Here is a 20928-nt window from a genome sequence, read left to right as displayed (position 1 = left end):
CGGGGCGTGATCGATCAGGCGGCTTTCCAGCATGATCTGCTCCATGAGCCCGTCCGGATGGCTGGGCGAGTGTTGTCGACTCAGTAAAAGGGCAGCATCAAGCCATCATTGGATTAACCACATTAACAACAGTGCGCCTCTTATTTCACCATATCAAGTCAGAAAAGACATTGTACTTTCGGTATACCTTCCTTGAAGAGTCTAACCCTGCTTCATCGAAATGCAATTAACGTGCGCTCCTGCTTCATTGCGAACCTCTCTGCTGACAATCGCCCCTGACCTCGCTGCCTCTGAAAAACAGAAGGCCCGCGTCAGCAGGCCTTCAATGACATCTTTACCGATCGCTAAACCAGGATCGATCATTTCCGCTGGTCCAGAAGCTCACTTACCTTGTTGGCCAGCACGTTCATGGTGAACGGCTTGTGCAGGAAGGAAATCTGGTTGGAGGCGACCCGTTCCTTCATCTCGGGAGGTTCCACGTAACCGGACATGAAAAGCACCTTGGCCTCCGCCCCCCGGCCGGCCAGTTCCTGCACGAGGGTATAGCCGTCCATCCCGGACATGGAAAGATCGGTGATCACCAGGTGGACTTCTCCGCGGCACTTCTCCCAGGCGACAAGGGCGTCCTCCCCGCTGTTGGCGGTCACCACCGAATATCCGCAGGAGTGCAGGTAATCGCTCGCGATGCTCCGGATCCCATCCTCATCCTCTACCAGCAGGATGCACCCCTTACCGCTCGCGCTCTTCTCCACCCCCGCGACGTCGTCCGGCGGCCTCTCCCCCTCGTACAGCGGGAGGTAGACCCGGAAGGTGGTCCCCCGGCCGACCTCGCTGTAGACCCGGATTTCACCGCCGCTTTGTTTGACGATGCCGTGGACGGTGGCCAGCCCGAGCCCGGTCCCCTTCCCTACCTCCTTGGTGGTGAAGAAAGGATCGAAGATATGGCTGAGGGTCTGGGCGTCGATGCCGACCCCGGAGTCGCTCACCGAGAGAAGGACGTAGCGTCCGGGGGCGACATCCTTGCCGACCATCGGTGAACAGGTGGCATCGAGGTCGATGGTGCTGGTGACGATATCGAGGACGCCGCCGTTGGGCATGGCGTCGCGGGCGTTCAGCGCGAGGTTCATGATGACCTGCTCCATCTGCCCCTTGTCGGCCATCACCAGGCACGGCTGGGAGGCGCAGTCGGTGACCAGCATGATGTGGCCGTTGGTGAGCTGGCGAACCATCGGCTCGATGCCCGTGATCACCTGGTTCAAATCGAGCACCATCGGGCTGAAGACCTGTTTCCGGCTGAAGGCGAGCAACTGGCGGACCAGCCCCGCCGCCTTCTCGCTGGCCGCCATGATCTGGCCGGAGGCGATCCTGATCATGGCCGGGTCGGCATCGTAATGAGCGACGATCTCCACGTTTCCCATGATGACGGTAAGGAGGTTGTTGAAGTCATGGGCGATGCCACCGGCCAGGCGGCCGACCGCTTCCAGCTTCTGGGCATGGAGGTAACGCTCCTCGAGATGCTTTTGATGGGTGATGTCGACCATGACCCCGATGGCGCCGGAACTATTGCACGCGGTCGGCGCGAAATGGGCCTGGGCCAGCAGCCAGGCCTCCTTCCCGGTGCTGGTGATGATCCTGAATTCCACCGAGCATTCACCGCCCGGCATCCCCGCGCCCCGGAAGGCCTGTTCCACCCGGGGACGATCGGCCTCCATGACCAGGGAGAACCAATCCCTCTCGAAAGAGTCGAACTCGCCCTTGGTAACCCCGCAGAGTTCCTCCACCTTGTGGTCGTGGAACGACAGCCGCCCGTCGGAGGCGATCCGGAAAAGGAGCACGGGAAGGGTTTCCACCATGGTCCGGTAACGGAGTTCGCTCTCCTTGAGATCGTCCCGGGACTTCCGCGCCTGGGTGATGTCGACCAGCGACAGGATCACGAAAGGCCTCCCCTCCAGCAGGATCCGCTGGACGCCGTAATCCACCGTGACCACGTCGCACTCGTCACCGGTCAGGGTCTCGATGCAGGCCTCCCCGGTGCTCGCCGCCCCCTGCTGCATCGCCACTCTAATGGCCTTGTTGAGGGGGCAGGAATGACAGTCATGAGCGGCACCGCACCCGTTGTCGTTCATGAGGGCATTGATGCAGCGGACCACCCCGCCGGGGCGCTGGCCGCGCCAGCCCTGGACCTCGAGGGAGAAGTTGGTTTGCATCGCCCTGTTGACCCGCACCACCTGGAAGTTGCTGTCGACCAAGAGCATGCTTACCGGCGCGGCATCGAAGATGGCGGTGAGGTTGTTGCGTTCCACCACGAGGTTGGCGGTGGCTTCGCCGATTTTGCGCCAGCCGACCCAGATACCGAGGAGCCCGATCAGCCAGACCGCCACGATCACCGTCTCGTGGGAGAACCGGTTGAGGTCTACTACCTTGACGAGCCCTTCGAGCGGGACCCAGACGCTGATTCCCCCGCGAAGCTGTCCCTCGCGGTACCCTTGGGCCGCGTGGCAATTGAGGCAGGCCTTTTCCGTCCTGAGCGGTCGCATGTACCGGTAGTAAGCTTTCCCGGCGAAGGAGGTGAGCTCACCGTACTCCGGCACACCGCGCTCGAAGGCGGCCAGGGCAACCGACTCCCAGGCGTCGGGATGGTTCTCGGGGCGGATCGGGTTCAGGCTCGTTATATGCCCCTGCGGTGCATCGGAGTCACGACGGCTAAGCTCGTAGATCTGGCGGATCATGTAGGCAGGGTTCACCAGGGTGAGCAGCCGCCCGGAGTTGGTGGTGATCTCGCGCTCGGGAACCTTCAGGTAGGGATTTGGCTGGGTGCTCGGGGAAACCGGCACGTACACGCCACCGTGGGAGGCCCCCCAGCGGCGGAACATCAGGTCCTTGTCGAAGGAAGCCTTGGCCATCGCTTTGGCGTTGGCCATGAGAAACTCGTTGCTCTGCTGAACCTCGCCGGCAAGACAGCCGATGGCAACCACGCTCCAACCGATGAGGGTCGCAAGCCGCAGTTTATGAAAGGGAAATCGTGTCCCTGCTCCCTTTTGAGCTATCTCTTTCATGTCCTATCCTCCACAGCCCGTTGCGCTTTGCTGAGTTCCCCGTGGGCTGCCCCCGGTACGCCGGAAATTCTCGCGGATCAGGCGGACTCAAGCGGGATGCCGATCCTGGAAAGAAGCGTCATGAGGTCCGCGACCTCGACCGGCTTGACGAAATACCTGATCACTCCCAACTCCATTGCCCTTTCGTGGGCATCGCTGTTCCCGTACCCGGTCATCAGGATGACGGAAGTCTCCGGTCTCAAGCGCCGCACCCGTTCCAGTATCTCGAGCCCTTCCCGCCCGTCGGGATCCGATAGCCGCAGATCGGCGATGACGACGTCGTAACCGGTTGCGTCGAGCATGGCGAGGGTGTCCTTGAGGTTGCCGCAGACGTCGACGTCGACGTTCTCCCGCCGAAACAGCCGCTGGTAAGAGAACTGGATGGATTCTTCGTCGTCAACCACCAGGATCCGCTTCTTTTCAGATGCCATGGCGCTTCTCCCCCCTGTCGTAGGTTCCGGCTAAACCTCTCCATAACAAGAAGGGTGCCATGGGTGTGGATATCGTGGATTCAACAGGTTGGGTGGGGGCAGGGGCCTTGACGGCCCGGCAGGCTTCTCATTATGAGAAAGGGAGTCTCATTCTGAGAAAAGAGGAGATGCCTGTGACAATCTTCTGCGGTACGTCACTCCCTCTTCAAGGGGGAGGACAGGTGGAGGATGGGGTTGCGGGAGTTGGAGTCCGGTGGGGGGAGTCGGTCGAGACGAAGTCCTTTGTGCGGAGTACTAAGGGAGCCGGGGTCGTGGGGCCGGCGCCGGGCAGGCCTGTTACGCGGTGGTCGGCGGCCTCTTCAGGTCCTTCAGCCTGCGGTAGAGCGTTGCCTTGGAAATCCCGAGCTCTGTTGCGGCCTTGGCGACTTCGCCGCCGCAACGCTCGAGCACCGCCAACAGGTGCGCCTTCTCCACCTCTTGGAGGGTCGCCTTCCCCGCCGCCTCCGAAACCACCGAAGTGTCACCCAGCGCCGCGAAGTGCTGAGTGGTAAACGGCTTTCCGCGGGACAGGATCACCCCCCTCTCGAGCACGTTGCGCAGCTCACGGACGTTGCCCGGCCACGGGTAGCCGGCCAGCATCCCCAGGATCTCTTTAGAGACCTCCCGTTCGGGCGCCCCCAGCAGGGCCAGCATGTGGCGGGTCAATCCGGGGATGTCCTCCACCCGCTCCCTAAGCGGCGGGATCCGGACGGTGAGGAGGTTGATCCGGAAGAATAGGTCCCGGCGAAAGCGCCCCGCACGCACCTCGCCCTCGATATCCTTGTTGGTGGCGCAGATCAGCCGGAAGTCGCTTCGCCGCAACTTGGTGTCTCCCAGCCTCCGGTAGCATTTCTCCTCCAACACCTTGAGAAACTGCGCCTGCATGGGGATTTCCATCTCGCCGATCTCGTCCAGCATGAGCGTCCCGCCGTCGGCGGCGTCGAAGAAACCTTCCCGGTCGCGGTCTGCCGAGGTGAAGGCCCCCCGGACATGCCCGAAGAGCTCGCTCGCCAAGAGCTCTCCCCTCAAAAGCGAGCAGTTCAGCTCGACGAACGGCCCGGCCCGGCGGCGACTCTGGCGGTGGATCCAGGCCGCCAGCACCCCTTTCCCGGTGCCGGTCTCACCGGTGATCAGCAGCGGCGAATCCTCCTCGGCGGCCAGCCGGGCCATTTCGGCGACCTCCAGCATGGCGGGCGAGTCCCCGAAGTACGGGTCCCTCCCCTTTTCGATCCGCTGACGGGAGCTGATCCCTTTCCTGATCATCCCGATTTCCAGGGATTTCTCCAGGAACAGCTCGACCCCCTCCATATCGACCGGCTTGGTGAGGAAGTTGTCCGCCCCCCGGCGCATCGCTTCCACGGCAAGCGGGATGTCGCCCGCACCGGTAATGATGATGATGGGGACATCGGGTGAATCGCCGCGAACGGTGTCGATGAAATCGAGCCCGCTGCCGTCCGGAAGGTTCAGGTCGATGATGACCGCGTCGAATTTCTGGGCGCCGTAGGCGGTCGCCGCCCTGGCCAGCGACTCGGCCTCCTGCACGTCATAGCCGCACAAAGAGAGGAAACGGGTAAAACCGAAGCGGGTCCCGGCATCGTCGTCAAGGAGAAGGATCTTCCGCTTCATTGCAGGTCTCCCTTCAAGGCGCGCCTGAGAACCACTTCGGCTGTGCATCCGGGAGGGGGAACGTTGTTGAAGATCCTCACCTCGCCTCCCATGTTTTCCACGAACTGCTTGACGAGGGCAAGCCCCAGGCCGGTCCCTTCCCGGCGGGAGGTGAAAAACGGCTCGAAGATCCGCTCCAGTTTCTCTTCCGCCACCCCCCGCCCGGCATCCCGGACCCGCAGCGCCACCCGTCCTTCCGGTGCCCGGCCGATTTCGAGGGTGATGGAGGTCGCCTCGGGAGAGCTTTGGGCGGCGTTATCCAAAAGGTTGATGAGCACCTGCTGAAGCCTTGCCTCGTCGGCGCTTACCTCCAGCCCTTGCTCGTCGAGGTCGCAGACCAGGTTCACCTGGTGCTTCCCGGCCGCAGGGGAGGCCTTCCAGATGGCGACGGTCTCGTTGCAAAAGCGCGGCAGGGAAACGTCGGTGATGCTCGAGGCGGGGATCGGCTTGCCAAGGTCGAGGAGATCGTTCATGAGCTTCGACAGCCGGCCGATCTGGGCCCGGATGTGAGCAAGGTAGGGAAGGTACTCCTGGTTGCCGGCAAAATCCTTCTCGCGGAATAGGGCTTCGGAGATGGACAGGATGGCGTTGAGAGGATTACGCACTTCGTGAGCCACTCCGCCGGCCAGGTGGCCGATGATCTCCATCCGCTTGGCCTCGAAAAGCTCCTTCTCCATGGTCTTCTTCTCGGTGATATCCCTCAGGAAGGAGACGAGCCTGCCGCCTGAATTGGGGAGGCAGTGCACGCTGACGTCGACATCGATCAGGGTCCCGTCCTTGCGCCGGTGCCTGGTCTCGAAGCGGCCGGAACCGTGGAGACGGATATCCGAAATCCTCCTGGCCACGTCCTCTTCGGTATCGACCACATCAAGTTCGGGGAGCCTCATCCGGAGGAGTTCGTCCCGTTGGTAGCCGGTCATCCTGCAGTAGGAATCGTTGGCGTCCATGACACGCCCCTCGTAGTCCACCAGCAGAAACCCGTCCATCGCCGTCCGCAGGATGGCCCGGTAATCCTCGGCCACCCGCTGCCGGTCGGCCTCGGTCACCTCCAGTTCGGCCACCTTCTCCTCGAGCTTGGCGGCCACTACCTCGCTGTACCTCTTCAGGTAGAGATCCGTCTTCTCGACCAGATCGTGACTTTCCTGCCGCTGCCGGACTCCCGTTTCCAGGACCTGGGCTATCTCGTGCCATAATTCCAACGGATCCTTCGGTTTGGCGAGAAAGCACTCCGCGCCGAGGGCGCGTGCCAGTTCCACCTCCTCCTTTCCCTGATAGACGGCGGAATAGAAGATGAAGGGAATGGCGCTGAACCGCTTGAGGGTCCTCAGGAACTGGAAGCCGTCCATCCCCGGCATGAAGACGTCGGAGATGATCAGGTCCGGCAGGTTATGGACCGCCAGCCGCAGCCCCTCCTCCCCTCCCCCGGCCACCAGCACCTCGTGGCCGTGGGCCTCGATGGTCTGCCGGAGTATCTGTCGGTCGTTGCTATTGTCATCGACGACGAGGATCTTCATTGAACTCTCTCGATGGAAAAAACGACTGTCAAAGCACAAGCGGCGGATGGCAGGGGAATGGGACTGAACTCTCTCTATGTCTTGCACATTGGCAGAGATGATGTGTTTTGAGTACCACAGGAAAGGGGAGATGCAACTTTTTTTGCAAGGCTGTTGTTTCGATGAAGCGACACAGGTAAAATTGATTGGACGAGGTAGGTGCGTTTCGAGCTGCGGATGCCGGAGAAAGGAACCGCATCAAGGAGAGGGGATCAGGGGAGGCGAATGGCGCCTTTGGTCCGTGGGAAGAGAAACGGAGTGACCTCAATGAAAAAGGTGCTGGTAGTCGAGGATAACAAGGACAACCTCCGTCTCATCACCTACGCGCTGGAGCGTTGCGGGTACCAGGTCATCGCGGCGGAGACCGGGCTCAAGGGGGTGGAGCTCGCGATCGCCGAGCACCCCCCCCTCATCATCATGGACATAAACCTCCCCGACATCGACGGCTTCGAGGCCACCCGGCGCATCCGTGCCTCGGAAGCCGACGGAAAAGTCCCCATAATAGCCATCACCTCCTACGCCATGTCCGGCGACAAGGACCGGATCCTCGCCTCCGGATGCACCGGCTACTTCGAGAAGCCGATCGACCCGCTGACCATCATGGACAAGATCCACAGCCTGCTGGAGGAGCAAAAGCTCTCCTAGCTCAACGGGGGGTCCCGACCTGGGTGGCGACGATCTGCGGCGGCAGGGTCGCTTCCACGACATTGCCGGGAAACTTCACCCGCAGATGGGCAAGAAGCGACCCGGTTCCCTCGGCTAACAGGATGTCTCCCAACCGCACGCGCCCCTTCCCTTCGGCCTTTGCCTGGTACCACTCCAGGACGGTGGAAATGAAATCGACCACCCGTTGCTCATCGACGAAGGTGGCGAAGAGGGTTCCCACCAGCGGGTTGCGTCCCCACTTGCCGCCGATCCGGGCGGTATAGCCCCGTCTTTTCTCGCCCCACGCCCCGGTCGGGCAAACCTTGACGCAGTCGCCACACCAGATGCAGGGATCGTTTCGGTAGAGCGGTTTCCGGTCCTCTCCCATGGTAATCGCCTTGGGGACGCAGTTCTTCGCGCAGAGGCCGCATCCGATGCAGGAGGAGAGGTCGAGGACCGGCTCCACGGCCCCCTGAAAGCCGACATCGTTGGTGGCCGACTTGGGGCAGTCGAAGGGGCAGCCCGCGAAGGCGACCTTGAACTTGTGGTGGCCGGTAGCGGTCCCGAAAAGCCTGGCATCGACCTCCATGGCCGACTTCTGGGTGTCGATCAGGCCATTGGGGTTGTACTCGCATCCGCCACAGGCGACCGGCACGCGGACGCGGGCGCCGCAGGACGCGACCTCCTGGCCGGCTTCGCCCAACTCCTTCACCACCGCGTCGAAATCCCTGAAGTTGACGTTGACGATCTCCATGGACTGACGCATGGAGAGGTGCACGAACTCCCCGCCGAATTTCTCCGCCACCTCGGCGATCTTCTTGAGCCTCGGCACCGACAGCCGTCCACCGGGAACCCTCAGACGGATGGTGAAAAGGTCCTTGCCGCGCTCCTTTATGAATCCGCCCGCCTTCAGGTTCTTAAGATCGACAGCGGGCGCTTTCTCCTTCGACATGTATCTCCTCCTGGTATTACACGACGTTACGTGATGACGATTTCTTCCGGTTCTACCTTCCCCCCGGCGATCCTGAACGAGCGGACCTGGGGATTGTCCGCCTCGGAGAGCGAAATGATGACATGGGAGACATCGGGGGTCGCCGCCAGCCGGATGTCCTCTGCCGAGGGCCAGGCAGCCGATTGCGGATGGGAATGGTAGATGGAAAGCATGGTGAGCGAGTTCGCCCGCAGATCGCGGACCACCTCGAACTGCTCCCTGGGTTCCATCATGTAGTGCTCACTGCTGGCGTCGGTGTTGGTCATCCGGTAGAGCCTGGAGACGGCACCGTCGCTCCCGCCCAGGATCCCGCAGACTTCCAGGGGAAACCCGCCGCGGGCATGGCCGATCATGTCGTTGAAGATATCGCGCGGTATCTCGATCATCTTTTCTCCAGGCCGCAGAGACCCTGCTCCCATCCTCTCTCCAATGAAATCAACGCTTACTGATACTCCCCCCCTTGAAAAAGGCGGGCCGGGGTAGGATTTGAAGTCGGCAGCGCATTGTAGGCCAGGACACGGCCCGAGTGAAGTGGAAAGCGAGAGAGGCGGTTAACTTGAGCGAGGCCATCGTAAACCCTTGTCAGATACTTATCCATTTCAGTGGTGTAAACGGATACCAATTACCGACATCATCTGTCAAGTAAAAAGGCTCCGTAACCCATCCCTCACCCGCCCTGCGGGCATCTTCTCCCCCAAGGGGGCGAGGGTTTTGAGTGAGCCCTCTCCCGAATAGGGCGAGGGTGAAGAGTCAGGCTTCGGGCATTAACCTAAAGAGGCGGGGACAAGAGGGCGGGATTCTTGCGGTACATGGCTACCACTGCGTGGCTCCGGTAGTAGTGGCTGACCCGCCGCATTCCGTAGGGATTGAAGAGGGCATCGAGTTCTTCGTGGGTGAGGGTTTTCGAGCAGGTGCTGGTGAAGTAGTCGCGGCAGGCAAGAGAGCAGCGTTCGCTCAGCCGCGGGCAGCGGGTCTCCATCAACAGGTATCCGCCAGGACGCAGGTTGCCGACGGTGTTCCGGACGTAGAGGTCACGGCCGGCATGATCCATTATGATGTTGAAGACATAGGTTGAGAGAACGACATCGACATCGAGATGGCTCTCGGAAAGCGCCTCCACCGGCAGCAGCCGCTCCGCGTACTGAAGGGCCGGCGAATGGCTCAACCGCGCCACCTGCTCAGGAAGGTCGGCGGCTACCACGCGGAACCCCTCCCTCGAGAGATAGACGGCATTTCTCATGGTACCGGTACCGTAGTCGAGAACACGCAGGGCCGACAGTTTCTTGAAGAAGCAACTGTACCTTCTGACACCTTCGGATGCGGTGCTCATGATCTCTCTCCCCGCCACCATGCTTCTGAGCCCTTTACCTTTCCCGGATGGGTGACGCATCCGTTTCATTGCATTCATTTAATCCAAGTATACTCCTTCACCCTGACAGTGGACATGGCCCGCCGGGGAGCTGCCCATCTATCCGGAGTGAGGTTAGGTGACGCAGTCGAGAGGAGTCGATCAAAGGTTATTGGAGCTAGGGAGGGAGAATAGCCGACAGGATGACGAGAGGGAGAGGATCAATGGGAGACGACTTTTATGTGCCCGTTGTAGCAAAAGGGGGTTGCGAAACAGCAGGCTGATCAGGACCCGGCGTGGGGAGAGATGGAAAGGGGCTAGACGAGGATGGTGAATTCGGCACCTTCCGCGGTGTTGTGGACGCTTATCCTGCCGCTCATGTTCTTCTCGATGATGTTCTTGGCCATGAAGAGCCCGATCCCGGTTCCCTGGGCGCCTTTGGTGGTGAAGTGGGGTTCGAAGACCTTGTAGATGATCTCCTCCGGGATGCCGCCGGCGTTGTCGCTGATGGTCAGCACGGAGCGTCCCTCCGAGGACCCCATGGTAATGGTGACCCTTGGCTTTACCACGTTTCTCGCCTCGATGACCTCCCTGGCGTTACTGAGCAGGTTGAGGATGACCTGCGAGTACTCATTGGGATAGCCATACACGACCGGATCCTCTTTATCGTTGAGGATGATCTCGATCTGGCGGCTTTTGAAGCTTCCCTCTACCAGTTGGAGCGCGTTGCACACCACCTCCTTCAGGTGGAACTCGGTCTTTTCCTTGTCCGGTTTGAAGAAGTTGCGGAAGTCGTCGATGGTTCCCGACATGTGCTGGATCAGCATCATCGCCTTCTCGACGGTCTCCAGCAGGCGCTGCTCGGTGAAGACCCCGGCACGAAAGGCGACCGGAAGCGACTGCACCTGCAGGGCGAGCGAATTGAGCGGCTGCCGCCACTGGTGGGCGATGTTCCCGATCATCTCCCCCATGGCCGCCAGCCGACTCTGCTGCAGCAGCAGGTGCTCCTTGTGGTGGAGCTCCCGTACCGTGGCCTCCAGCTCGGCCGTCCTCTCCTCCACCCTCAGCTCCAGCTCGTCACGGGCATTCTCCAACTCCACCTCCACCCGTTTGCGGTCACTTACGTTGGTAAAGTAGACGTCGAGCGCGTCGTGGCGCGGGTGGAGATGGGCTTCGATCCAGTACCCCTTCTGAAGCCTGGACTCGAATTCCAGCCGGGCTCTCACCCCGGTCTCCCTCGCCTTTGCGAAGGCGGTTCGTACCGTGGAGTCGGCGGGCCAACCGGTGATCTCCCAGAGGTTCATCCCGGTGAGGTCCATGCCGGGGCGGCCGAAATACTCTTGCGCGACGGGGTTGGCCGCGACGAAGCACCAGGTGTCATCCAGCGAGTAGTACCCTTCCGCTATGCTGTCCAGGGTGAGCTGCAACTTCAGGTTGGCCTTTTGGAGCTCCTCCTCGAAACGCTTCTGGTCATTGATGTCCACCACGATGGCGGTGAAGTAGCTTGGCTCTCCCGCCCGGTTGCGGGCCAGCCCGACGGAGAGATTGACCCAGGCGATGCTGCCGTCCTTGCGGAGGTAGCGTTTGACGGTGTGGTAATCGGCCATCTCACCGGCCAGCAAGCGGCGGGCGAGCAGCAAATCGGCGGCGACATCGTCAGGATGGGTAACTTGCTGGAAGGACATCCTTTCCAACTCATCAACCGTGTACCCCAGGAGCTCGGCGTACACCCGGTTCACCTCCAGAAATTTCCCGTCCAGGGCAAGGCGCCCCATTCCCGCCGCTGCGGAGTTGAAGACGGTGCGGAACTTCTCCTGCTCGGTTTGCAGCGCGTGTTCCGCTGCCAGCCGCGCCCGTACCGAGGAGGTAACCTCGGTCGCCGTCTCGATTATGGCGATCATGACTCCGAAATGGACCAGGGGGGAAAGGCGCCAGTTGAACCAGCGCGGACCGTCTTTGCCGCCGACCGGCAGCTCGTCTTGACAGAAGGAAAGGCCGGTTTTCTGGACGCCGGTAAGGCGGGAGAGGATCCAGCCGACGGGTGCCGCCCCGGTGGCATCACGGTGTGCGGGGGGATCGGGAAGAAGGTCGAGGTAGGCCTCGTTGTGGGCGATCACCGGGAAAGGTGGGAGAGGCTCCCTGAGGGCGACCGGGGAGGAAAGGTCCAGGAGGTGCCCGGCTATCTGCACTATATCCAGCTTGGCATCCCCCATCTCTACTACCCTTTCCATGGCCGGAAAAGCCCCTCAGGCGGCCTGACGGCGGGGTCGGGATACCTGAGGGGCGCACTTTGCCATGGGCAGGCCACGCGTTGCTCTTGAACCTGCCCTGCCAGGTTGGCTACCCGGTTACCTGATGAACTGTCTCAGCACGAAGGGGAGGATCCCTCCATGACGGTAGTAGTCGAGCTCGTTGGAGGTGTCGATCCTGACGATCGCGGTGAACTCCGAGGCAGTGCCGTCGGCGGTCATTTTTACCTGCAGCTGCTGTCCCGGTGACAGGGATGCCAGCCCGGTGATCTCGAAACTCTCCGTACCGTTGATCCCCACGCTCTGGGCACTCTCTCCGGGGAGAAACTGCAGGGGAAGAATCCCCATCCCCACCAGGTTGGAACGGTGAATCCGCTCGAAGCTCTCCGCGATGACCGCGCGCACCCCGAGGAGCCTCGTCCCCTTGGCCGCCCAGTCGCGGGAGGAGCCGGTCCCGTACTCCTTGCCGGCGATCACCACCAGCGGCGTCCCCGCCTGGGCGTAGCGCATGGCGGCATCGTAGATGGCCATCTCCTCCCCCTGGGGATCGCCACCGGCGAAACACCTGGTCACCCCGCCCTCCAGGGCCGGCACCAGCTTGTTGCGGATCCGGATGTTGGCGAAGGTTCCCCGCACCATGACCTCGTGGTTCCCGCGGCGGGCGCCGTAGGAGTTGAAGTCCTTGGGGGCGATCCCGAGCGAGACGAGGTAGCGGCCGGCCGGGGAGTCCTTGGCGATGGAGCCGGCGGGGGAGATGTGGTCGGTGGTGATCGAGTCGCCGAGGTAGGCTAACACCCGGGCCCCCTGGATGTCCCCCACCGCCGGCGGCTGGGCGGAGAGGTCCAGGAAGAACGGGGGCTCCTTGATGTAGGTTGAGTCCGGCTGGAACTGGTACAGCTCCCCGGTGGGGACCGGGAGGCGATTCCACTGCTCGTCGCCCCGGAAGACGTCGGCGTAGTTGCGGCTGAAGGACTCTGGGAGGACGTGGGTGCTGACCAGGGAGGCGACCTCGGCATCGTCGGGCCAGATGTCGGCCAGGTACACCTCCTGCCCGTTGACGTCGGTGCCGAGCGGTTCGCGGGTGAGATCGCTGTTGATGTTGCCGGCCAGGGCGTAGGCGACCACGAGCGGCGGCGAGGCGAGGTAGTTCGCGCGGACGTGGGAGTTGATCCGCCCCTCGAAGTTGCGGTTGCCCGAGAGGACCGCCGCCACCGCGAGCTCGCCTTCGGTGACCGCGTTGGCGATATGCTCGGGAAGCGGGCCGCTGTTGCCGATGCAGGTGGTGCAGCCGTAGCCGACCAGGTGGAAGCGAAGCGCTTCGAGGTACGGGATGAGACCGGCGGCGGCCAGGTAGTCGGTGACCACTTTGGATCCCGGGGCGAGGCTGGTCTTCACCCAGGGACGGACCTGCAGACCGCGGCGGACCGCATTACGGGCCAAAAGCCCGGCGGCGATCATGACCGAAGGGTTGGAGGTGTTGGTGCAGCTGGTGATGGCGGCGATGACGATGGAGCCGTGGCAAAGCTTGTAGGCTACGCCGTCCGGCTGCCGGACCGGCGCGCAGTGCCCGAGCGAACCGAGATCCCGGTCCGGGTGCACCTCCATCAGCTCACGGGCCACCGTCACCGGGGATCCCCCCTCCCCCAGCCACCGGTTCATGGTCTCCCTGTCGATCTTGGCGGCGTCGGACTTGAGCAGCGTCACCAGCTGTCTGCGGAAGGAGCCGCGCACGTCGGCCAGCGGCACCCGGTCCATGGGGCGGGAGGGGCCCGCCAAGGACGGCTCGACGCTCCCCAGGTCGAGGTCGAGGGTATCGCTGAAGAGGGGATCAGGGCGCTGCGGGTCGGGCCAGAGCCCCTGCTCGCGGAAGTAGGCCTCCACCAGGGGCGCGACCTCGCCGCGGCCGGTCATCTTCAGGTAGGCGACGGTCCGCTCGTCAACCGGGAAGATGCCGATGGTGGCCCCGTACTCGGGAGCCATGTTGCTGATGGTGGCGCGGTCGGCGATGCTGAGCGATGCGGCACCGGGACCGAAGAATTCCACGAACTTGCCGACCACCCCTTTCTTGCGGAGCATCTGGGTCACCGTGAGCACCAGGTCGGTGGCGGTGGCGCCGGGCCTCAGTTTCCCGGTGAGCCGGAATCCCACCACCTGGGGGATCAGCATCGAGCACGGTTGCCCGAGCATGGCCGCCTCGGCCTCGATCCCCCCCACCCCCCAGCCGACCACGCCGACCCCGTTGATCATGGTGGTATGGGAGTCGGTACCGACCAGCGTATCCGGGTAGAGCCAGGTCGTGCCGTCTGCGTCGTTGCGGACCACCACCTGGGCGAGGTATTCCAGGTTGACCTGGTGGCAGATCCCCGTTTCCGGCGGCACCACCCGGAAATTGCGGAAGGCGGACTGTCCCCAGCGAAGGAACTGGTAGCGCTCGTGGTTGCGCTCGAACTCCAGCGTGGAGTTGGTTTTCACCGACGAGACGGTGCCGTAATGATCGACCTGGACCGAGTGATCGATTACCAGGTCGACCGGCTGGAGCGGGTTGATGCGGGAGGCTTTGCCGCCAAGCCTTGCCAGGGCCGACCGCATGGCGGCCAGGTCGGCGACCGCCGGCACTCCCGTGAAATCCTGGAGCAGGATCCTGGCCGGCATGAACTGGATCTCCCGGTCGGGAGTGGCCGACGCTTCCCAACGGGCGACGGCCTCGATGTCGTCGCTTCTGACCGTTACCCCGTCCTCGCGCCTGAGCAGGTTTTCCAGCAGGATCTTCAATGAGTAGGGAAGCCTGCCGATATCGATACCGGCGCTTTGCGCAAAGGCATGGAGCGAACGGTACTGGTAGTTTTTCCCGTCAACGGCAAGGGACTTGGTCGAGTGGTAACTATCGAGAAGATTGGGGGCCATATTCACGCTCCGGGCAATTGGTAACTACTCTTTTTCGAACAGGCTCTTGTCCACACCGCACACCGGGCAGACCCAGTCGTCCGGAATGTCCTCGAAACGGGTTCCCGGTTCCACACCATTGCCGGGGTCGCCGGCAGCCGGATCGTACACATAGCCACAGATGGTGCAACGCCACTTTTCCATTACAGACCTCCTTGATCTTGATTGGATTGAGACATGAGGGCACAACTATGAATGGTTTGATCGAAAACGCGGTACTGCAAAGAAAACGACATCCAGTGGAGCCGGTCGTCCCGCGCGGAAACATTACATAAAAATAGCGGCGCAAAGAAGAAAGTCAAGCATGACAACCTATTGGACATTTACAGAAAGACCGTAACGGTGATACAAAATCAGGGAACGAGGCCCTCCCCTCCCCTTCGGCAGTCCCCAACGCACCCAAGGAAGCAATCCAGATGCAACGATTACTCGGCAGGATAAACCCCGGCGCCATCACCTCCGAACAGCGCCCCATGCTCCGCTTTCTGATCATCATGACCGCGGCCTCGACCATCGGCCTCCAGGGATACACCATCCTTTTCAACAACTTCGCCGCCGAAGTGGTGCACCTCGACGGAAGCCAGGTCGGCATCGTGCAGTCGGTCCGCGAGGTCCCCGGTTTCCTCACCCTCTTGCTGGTCTTCGTCCTCTTACTGGTCCGCGAGCACCGGCTGGCCGCCCTCTCGGTGGCCCTGCTCGGGCTGGGAACCGGCATCACCGCCTTAGTTCCGAGCTACGGGTGGCTCATCTTCACCACCGTGGTGATGAGCTTCGGCTTCCACTACTACGAGAGCACGAACCAGTCACTCACCCTCCAGTATTTCTCCACCGCCGTCTCCCCGCTGGTCTTTGGCCGTCTCCGGGCGCTGGGTGCCATCTCCAGCGTGGCGGCGGGGCTGCTGGTCTACATCCTGGGGGCGGTGGCGCAGTACCGCGAGATGTACCTGGTGATCGGCGGGCTCGTGCTGGTGGCGGGGTTGTGGGGTCTCATGCAGGATCCCACCCACGCGGGGGTGGTGCCGCAGCGAAAGAAGATGATCCTGAAGAAAAGGTATTCCCTCTTCTACATCCTCACCCTTTTATCAGGGGCGAGAAGGCAGATCTTCGTGGTCTTCTCCATCCTGCTGCTGGTCCAGGTGTTTCACTTCTCGGTGAGGGACATGACGCTGCTTTTCATCGTGAACAACATCGTGGCGTACATTCTCAACTCTCTCATAGGGAAGGCGATCAACAAGGTTGGGGAGCGCTTCATCTCGTCCATCGAGTACACCGGAGTCATCATTGTCTTCCTGGTCTATGCCTTCAGCACCTCGAAGACCCTGGTGATGTTCATGTACATCGTCGACAACATCCTCTACAACTTCGACGTCGCCATCCGGACCTATTTCCAGAAGGTCGCCGATCCGGCGGACATCGCCTCGTCTATGTCGGTGGGCTTCACCATCAACCACATCGCCGCCGTCTTCCTTCCCGCACTCGGCGGGTATTTCTGGATGCTCGACTACCGGATCCCCTTCGTAGCCGGCAGCGCCCTCGGCGTGGTCTCCCTGGTGGCGGCCCAGTTCATGCGGGTCCCCCCCTCCTGCAAACCTGCCCCTCTCCCCTAAAACAAAAAGCACCCGCCCGAGCTTCCGGACAGGTGCTTTTTAAATGCGTACTCCCGCGGATGGTTACTTGAAGGTAGCCAGGATGTACTTGGCGATGGCGGCGGCTTCCTTGTCGGAGACCGTCTTGGCGTCGAACTTGGTCATTCCCGGCCCGGGGTTACGCATCTTGCCGATGATGTCCTTCTCGGTCTTGACGCCGTTTGCCGCCATGACTTTCTTGCCGAGCGTTTTCTTTGCGTTGACGATGTTGCCACCCTTGGGATGGCAGCTCGCGCAATGTTCTTCGAACTCGTGTTTTCCGTCGATCTTGCCACCTTTCGGTGTGTCGCAAAGAGCGGTGCCAGCCATCAGGGCAAGGGACAGACAGGAAACGGATGCGGCCAGAATTTTCTTCATGTGACTCCTCCTTGTAGTGAGCCGGCAATACCCGATTCGGGATTCCGATCAATGATTTGGCCCTGTTAGAGTGTCTCCCAGGGTGGAATCAATGCTAATCTAGATTTTGCGTTTGTCAATTACGCGGCTGGCCTTCCCTTCCGCCCGGGGGATGCTGTTCGGCTCGACCAGCTTGACGGCGGCCCCCACCCCGAGCACCGAGTCGATGCGACGCTCCACGTTGTCGAGGAAGGCCTTTTGCATCTTCATCTCGTCGAAGAAGATGTTCTCGGTCACCTCGATCCGGATCTCCAGGGTGTCCATGGTCCCCTTGCGGTCCACCACCAGCTGGTAGTGCGGCTCGCACCCCTCGATGGCGAAGAGCACCTCCTCGATCTGCGACGGGTAGACGTTGACTCCCTTGATGATCAGCATGTCGTCGGAACGCCCCATCGTCTTTTTCATCCGGACGGTGGTCCTGCCGCAGTCGCACTTCGCGTAGTCGAGCGAGGTGATGTCGCGGGTCCGGTAGCGGACCATCGGGAAGGCCTCCTTGGTGAGCGAGGTCAGCACCAGTTCGCCGACGCTCCCCGGAGGAAGCACCTCGCAGGTGTCGGGATCGATGATCTCGGCGATGAAGGAATCCTCGGAGATGTGCATGCCGTTCTTGCACTGGCACTCGCCGGCCACACCGGGGCCGATGACCTCGGAAAGGCCGTAGTTGTCGGTGGCGGAGATGCCGAGACGGCTCTCGATCTCCCGCCGCATGGCCTCCGACCACGGCTCACCGCCGAAGAGGCCGACCTTGAGGCAGAGGCTCTTGGGGTCGATCCCCATCTTCTCGATCCGCTCCGCGATGGTGACCGCGTAGCTCGGGGTCGAGACCATGGCGGTGGTCCGGTAATCCTGCATGATCATGATCTGCTTCTCGGTGTTCCCCGCCCCCATCGGGATGACGGAGGCGCCGATCAGCTCGGAGCCGTAGTGGAGACCGAAGGCGCCGGTGAAAAGCCCGTAACCGAAGGCGATCTGCACCACGTCGTCGCTGCTCACGCCGGCGGCGGTCATGAAGCGGGCGACCAGGTTCGACCAGACCTTCAGGTCGTGCTTCGTGTAGCCGACCACGGTCGGCTTGCCGGTGGTGCCGCTCGAGGAATGGATCCGGACCACCTCGCGAAGCGGCACCGCGAACATGCCGTAGGGGTAGTTCAGGCGGAGGTCTTCCTTGGTGGTGAAGGGAAGCTTGGAGAGGTCGGAGAGGGAAAGGACGTCCTCGGGAACGATCCCCGCCTCCTTGAACTTGTTCCGGTAGCAGGTGACGTTCTTATAGACACGGTTCAGCGTGGCTTGCAGCCGCTCGAGTTGGAGCTGTTCCATCTCCTCCCGCGGCATGCACTCGTAATCGGGATCCCAAATCTGCATGACATCACCTCGTATAAAAATCCGAGATCCTTACCGTTCCCAGATCTCTTTCTTGTCGCGGCCCAGGTAGGCACGCTGCACGTCCTTGTTTTCCAAAAGCTCGGAGGCCACCCCTTCCAGGATCACCTTACCGGTCTCCAGCACGTAGCCGCGGTCGGCGACCTTGAGAGCGGCCCGGGCATTCTGCTCGACCAGGAGGATGGTGGTCCCCTCCTCGTTTCTCAGCCGCTGGATGACCCTGAAGATGTCCTGCACCACCAGCGGGGCGAGCCCCATGGAGGGCTCGTCCAAAAGAAGGAGCTTCGGGCGGGCCATGAGGGCGCGGCCGATGGCCAGCATCTGCTGCTCTCCCCCGGAGAGGGTGCCGGCGGCCTGGCGGCGCCGCTCCTCCAGGCGGGGGAACATGGCGAACATCCGCTGCAGGTCTTCCTTGATGGCGGTCTGCTGGCCGCGTGCACGGAAGCGGAGGTAGGCGCCGAGCTCCAGGTTCTCCTCGACGGTGAGCGGATTGAAGACCTGCCGCCCCTCGGGCACCTGGGAGAGCCCAAGCGACACCACCCGGTCGGCGGCCAGCCCGACGATCGATTTCCCCTCCAAAAGGATGTCTCCGCTGGCGGCCGGGATGATGGCCGAAAGCGAGTTGAGGAGGGTGGTTTTCCCGGCTCCGTTGGCACCGATCAGGGTGACGATCTCCCCCTTGTTGAGGTGGAGGGAGACGTTCTTCAGCGCGTGAACCTTGCCGTAGTAAGTGTTGAGATTTTTTATCTTGAGCATCGCCCCCCCCTACTCCGCCTCGCCCAGGTAGGCGGTGACGACCGCCGGGTTATCCTGGATCTCGCGCGGCGTCCCGGTGGCCAGCATGGTCCCCAGGTTCAAGACGACGAGCGAGTCGCAGATGTCCATGACCAGGTCCATGTCGTGCTCGACGAGCCCCACGGTGACTCCCAGGTCGCGGATCCGCTTGATCAATTCGGCAAGCTCGGCGGTCTCCCGGCTGTTGAGACCGGCGGCCGGCTCGTCCATCAAAAGGAGCTTCGGCTTGAGCGCCATGGCGCGGGCAATCTCCAAAAGCCTCCCCTTCCCAAAGGAAAGGGTCCCCGCCTCGACGTCCTCCAGCTCAGGAATCCCGACGAATTCCAGCCACTGCCTCGCCTCTTCCCGGATCCTCCGCTCCTCGCTCAACTGCCAGGGCATCCGCAGGGCACAGGAGAAAATCCCGCTCTTGCTCTGGGTATGGAGACCGACCATGACGTTTTCCAGCACGGTCATCTTCCCGAACAGCTCGATGTTCTGGAAGGTGCGCACAAGTCCCAGGTAGGCGCGCTTCTCGGGGGGCCAGTTGGAGATATCCTTGCCGTCCAAAAGCACCGCCCCCTCGGAGGGGGCATAGATCCCGGTGGCGATGTTGAAAAGGGTGGTCTTGCCGGCGCCGTTGGGACCGATGATCCCGGTGATGGAACCCGGTACGATCTCGAAGGAGATCCCCTGCAGCGCGGTCAGGCCGCCGAAGCGTTTGCCGATGCCGGTGAGCTTAAGCATGAGACCCCCTGGCCGGCACGATCTTTTTAAAGAGCGCCGGGATGCCGCGCACCAGGCCGCCCGGGAGATAGATAGTCATGGAGATCAGCAAAAGACCGTAGACGATGATGTCCATGTCCTGGAAGGCCCGCAGCATCTCGGGAAGCAGGGTAAGAAGGAGCGCACCGAGGACGGAGCCGACCACGCTCCCGAGCCCGCCGATGACCACCATGGTCAGGAGCTCGATGGAGACCGGGAAGCTGAAGGAGGTCGGCGAAATGAAGGTCATCACGTGGCAGTAGAGGCTCCCCGCGATGGCAGAGATGAAGGCCGACAGGGCGAAGACCTGCACCTTCATGATCCGGGCGTTCACCCCCATCACGCGGGCGGCCACCTCGGAATCGTGAATGGCGCGCAGGCCGCGCCCGAAGCGGGAATTTACCAGGTTCAAGGCCAGCAGTATCGAGACCAGCGCGAAGCTCCAGACCAGGTAATAGTTCTTGATGTCGGAGTCAAAGGTGAAACTGCCGATGGAGAGGTTTTCGATGCCCGACAGGCCGGACGGCCCGCCGGTGAGATCGACCGTCTCGTTGAAAGAGATGTAGGCGATCACCCCGACCCCCAAGGTGGCCATGGCAAGGTAGTGCCCCTTGAGGCGGAGCACCGGGAAACCGATGGCGAAGGCGAAGGCAGCCACCCCGACGGCGACCAGGGCCATGGCCAGCCAGGGATTGATGACGTACTGGGTGTTAAGGACGCCCGAACCGTAGGCGCCCAGGCCGAAGAAGGCCGCCTGGCCGAGGGAGATCTGTCCCGCGTACCCCAAAAGGAGGTTGAGCCCCAGGGCCAGCATGCTGTTGATGCCGACGAAGATGAGCACGTTGGTAAGATACCCCTTGGGAATGAAGAGGGGTATGGCCAGCACCACCACGGCGAAGAGCAGGAATTTGAGCTTGTCTGATTTCATAGTGAACCTATTTCAACTGAACCCGATCCTCACCCTGCCCTTCCAAAGGGAGGGAAAGTGGAGAACGGTGTGGCGCAAAA

The 20928-nt window shown here is 62.0% G+C and carries 17 protein-coding genes; 2 read left to right on the top strand and 15 right to left on the bottom strand.

Features of this window, described 5'->3' with window-relative positions; translation table 11 throughout:
* Window positions 1-359: 359 nt before the first annotated feature.
* From ACYVL5_RS04135 to ACYVL5_RS04120, 4 genes are all read right to left on the bottom strand, one after another.
* Entirely contained in the window at window positions 360-3056 is a 2697-nt protein-coding gene (locus ACYVL5_RS04135; RefSeq protein ID WP_460594289.1) for an ATP-binding protein, read from the bottom strand.
* A gap of 77 nt (window positions 3057-3133) precedes the next feature.
* Window positions 3134-3526: a DNA-binding transcriptional response regulator gene (locus tag ACYVL5_RS04130; RefSeq protein WP_460594288.1), complete on the bottom strand. Its 393-nt coding sequence runs from the start codon at window positions 3524-3526 to the stop codon at window positions 3134-3136.
* Window positions 3527-3862: 336 nt separating this feature from the next.
* On the bottom strand, window positions 3863-5191 hold the full coding sequence (locus tag ACYVL5_RS04125) for a sigma-54-dependent transcriptional regulator (protein WP_460594287.1): 1329 nt from the start codon (window positions 5189-5191) through the stop codon (window positions 3863-3865).
* Window positions 5188-6744, bottom strand: a complete 1557-nt coding sequence (locus ACYVL5_RS04120; RefSeq protein WP_460594286.1) for an ATP-binding response regulator — start codon at window positions 6742-6744, stop codon at window positions 5188-5190. Before ACYVL5_RS04120 ends, ACYVL5_RS04125 begins: the two co-directional genes overlap by 4 nt.
* A 306-nt stretch (window positions 6745-7050) precedes the next feature.
* Between ACYVL5_RS04120 and ACYVL5_RS04115 the strand changes: the two genes are divergently transcribed.
* Window positions 7051-7428 carry a response regulator gene (locus tag ACYVL5_RS04115; protein ID WP_460594285.1) on the top strand — a complete coding sequence of 126 codons (378 nt, stop codon included), beginning with the start codon at window positions 7051-7053 and terminating at the stop codon, window positions 7426-7428.
* 1 nt (window position 7429) lies between these two features.
* On the opposite strand, the gene ACYVL5_RS04110 is transcribed toward ACYVL5_RS04115, so the two are convergent.
* From ACYVL5_RS04110 to rd, 6 genes are all read right to left on the bottom strand, one after another.
* Window positions 7430-8380 carry a 4Fe-4S dicluster domain-containing protein gene (locus tag ACYVL5_RS04110; RefSeq protein WP_460594284.1) on the bottom strand — a complete coding sequence of 317 codons (951 nt, stop codon included), beginning with the start codon at window positions 8378-8380 and terminating at the stop codon, window positions 7430-7432.
* A gap of 26 nt (window positions 8381-8406) precedes the next feature.
* Window positions 8407-8805 carry a M67 family metallopeptidase gene (locus tag ACYVL5_RS04105; RefSeq protein WP_460594283.1) on the bottom strand — a complete coding sequence of 133 codons (399 nt, stop codon included), beginning with the start codon at window positions 8803-8805 and terminating at the stop codon, window positions 8407-8409.
* A 383-nt stretch (window positions 8806-9188) separates the two neighbouring features.
* Entirely contained in the window at window positions 9189-9749 is a 561-nt protein-coding gene (locus ACYVL5_RS04100; protein ID WP_460594282.1) for a class I SAM-dependent methyltransferase, read from the bottom strand.
* A gap of 335 nt (window positions 9750-10084) precedes the next feature.
* Window positions 10085-11998: a PAS domain-containing sensor histidine kinase gene (locus tag ACYVL5_RS04095; protein ID WP_460594281.1), complete on the bottom strand. Its 1914-nt coding sequence runs from the start codon at window positions 11996-11998 to the stop codon at window positions 10085-10087.
* A gap of 117 nt (window positions 11999-12115) precedes the next feature.
* Window positions 12116-14920 carry an aconitate hydratase gene (acnA, locus tag ACYVL5_RS04090; RefSeq protein WP_460594280.1) on the bottom strand — a complete coding sequence of 935 codons (2805 nt, stop codon included), beginning with the start codon at window positions 14918-14920 and terminating at the stop codon, window positions 12116-12118.
* Window positions 14921-14944: 24 nt separating this feature from the next.
* Complete coding sequence (rd, locus tag ACYVL5_RS04085) at window positions 14945-15103, bottom strand: rubredoxin (RefSeq protein WP_460594279.1); 159 nt, start codon at window positions 15101-15103, stop codon at window positions 14945-14947.
* A gap of 272 nt (window positions 15104-15375) precedes the next feature.
* On the opposite strand from rd, the gene ACYVL5_RS04080 reads away from it, so the two are divergent.
* Window positions 15376-16566, top strand: a complete 1191-nt coding sequence (locus ACYVL5_RS04080) for an MFS transporter (protein WP_460594278.1) — start codon at window positions 15376-15378, stop codon at window positions 16564-16566.
* A 63-nt stretch (window positions 16567-16629) separates the two neighbouring features.
* On the opposite strand, the gene ACYVL5_RS04075 is transcribed toward ACYVL5_RS04080, so the two are convergent.
* The 5 genes from ACYVL5_RS04075 to ACYVL5_RS04055 all read right to left on the bottom strand — a co-directional run bounded on the left by ACYVL5_RS04075 (window position 16630) and on the right by ACYVL5_RS04055 (window position 20848).
* Window positions 16630-16962: a c-type cytochrome gene (locus tag ACYVL5_RS04075; protein WP_460594277.1), complete on the bottom strand. Its 333-nt coding sequence runs from the start codon at window positions 16960-16962 to the stop codon at window positions 16630-16632.
* Between the two features lie 99 nt (window positions 16963-17061).
* On the bottom strand, window positions 17062-18363 hold the full coding sequence (locus ACYVL5_RS04070; RefSeq protein WP_460594276.1) for a phenylacetate--CoA ligase family protein: 1302 nt from the start codon (window positions 18361-18363) through the stop codon (window positions 17062-17064).
* 30 nt (window positions 18364-18393) lie between these two features.
* Complete coding sequence (locus tag ACYVL5_RS04065) at window positions 18394-19137, bottom strand: ABC transporter ATP-binding protein (RefSeq protein WP_460594275.1); 744 nt, start codon at window positions 19135-19137, stop codon at window positions 18394-18396.
* A gap of 9 nt (window positions 19138-19146) precedes the next feature.
* Entirely contained in the window at window positions 19147-19902 is a 756-nt protein-coding gene (locus ACYVL5_RS04060) for an ABC transporter ATP-binding protein (RefSeq protein WP_460594274.1), read from the bottom strand.
* Window positions 19895-20848 carry a branched-chain amino acid ABC transporter permease gene (locus tag ACYVL5_RS04055; RefSeq protein ID WP_460594273.1) on the bottom strand — a complete coding sequence of 318 codons (954 nt, stop codon included), beginning with the start codon at window positions 20846-20848 and terminating at the stop codon, window positions 19895-19897. The genes ACYVL5_RS04060 and ACYVL5_RS04055 overlap by 8 nt, the downstream gene beginning before the upstream one ends.
* Window positions 20849-20928: the final 80 nt, after the last annotated feature.

This window comes from Geomonas sp. Red276 (assembly GCF_054784495.1).
This window is presented reverse-complemented; position numbering and strand designations above follow the sequence as displayed.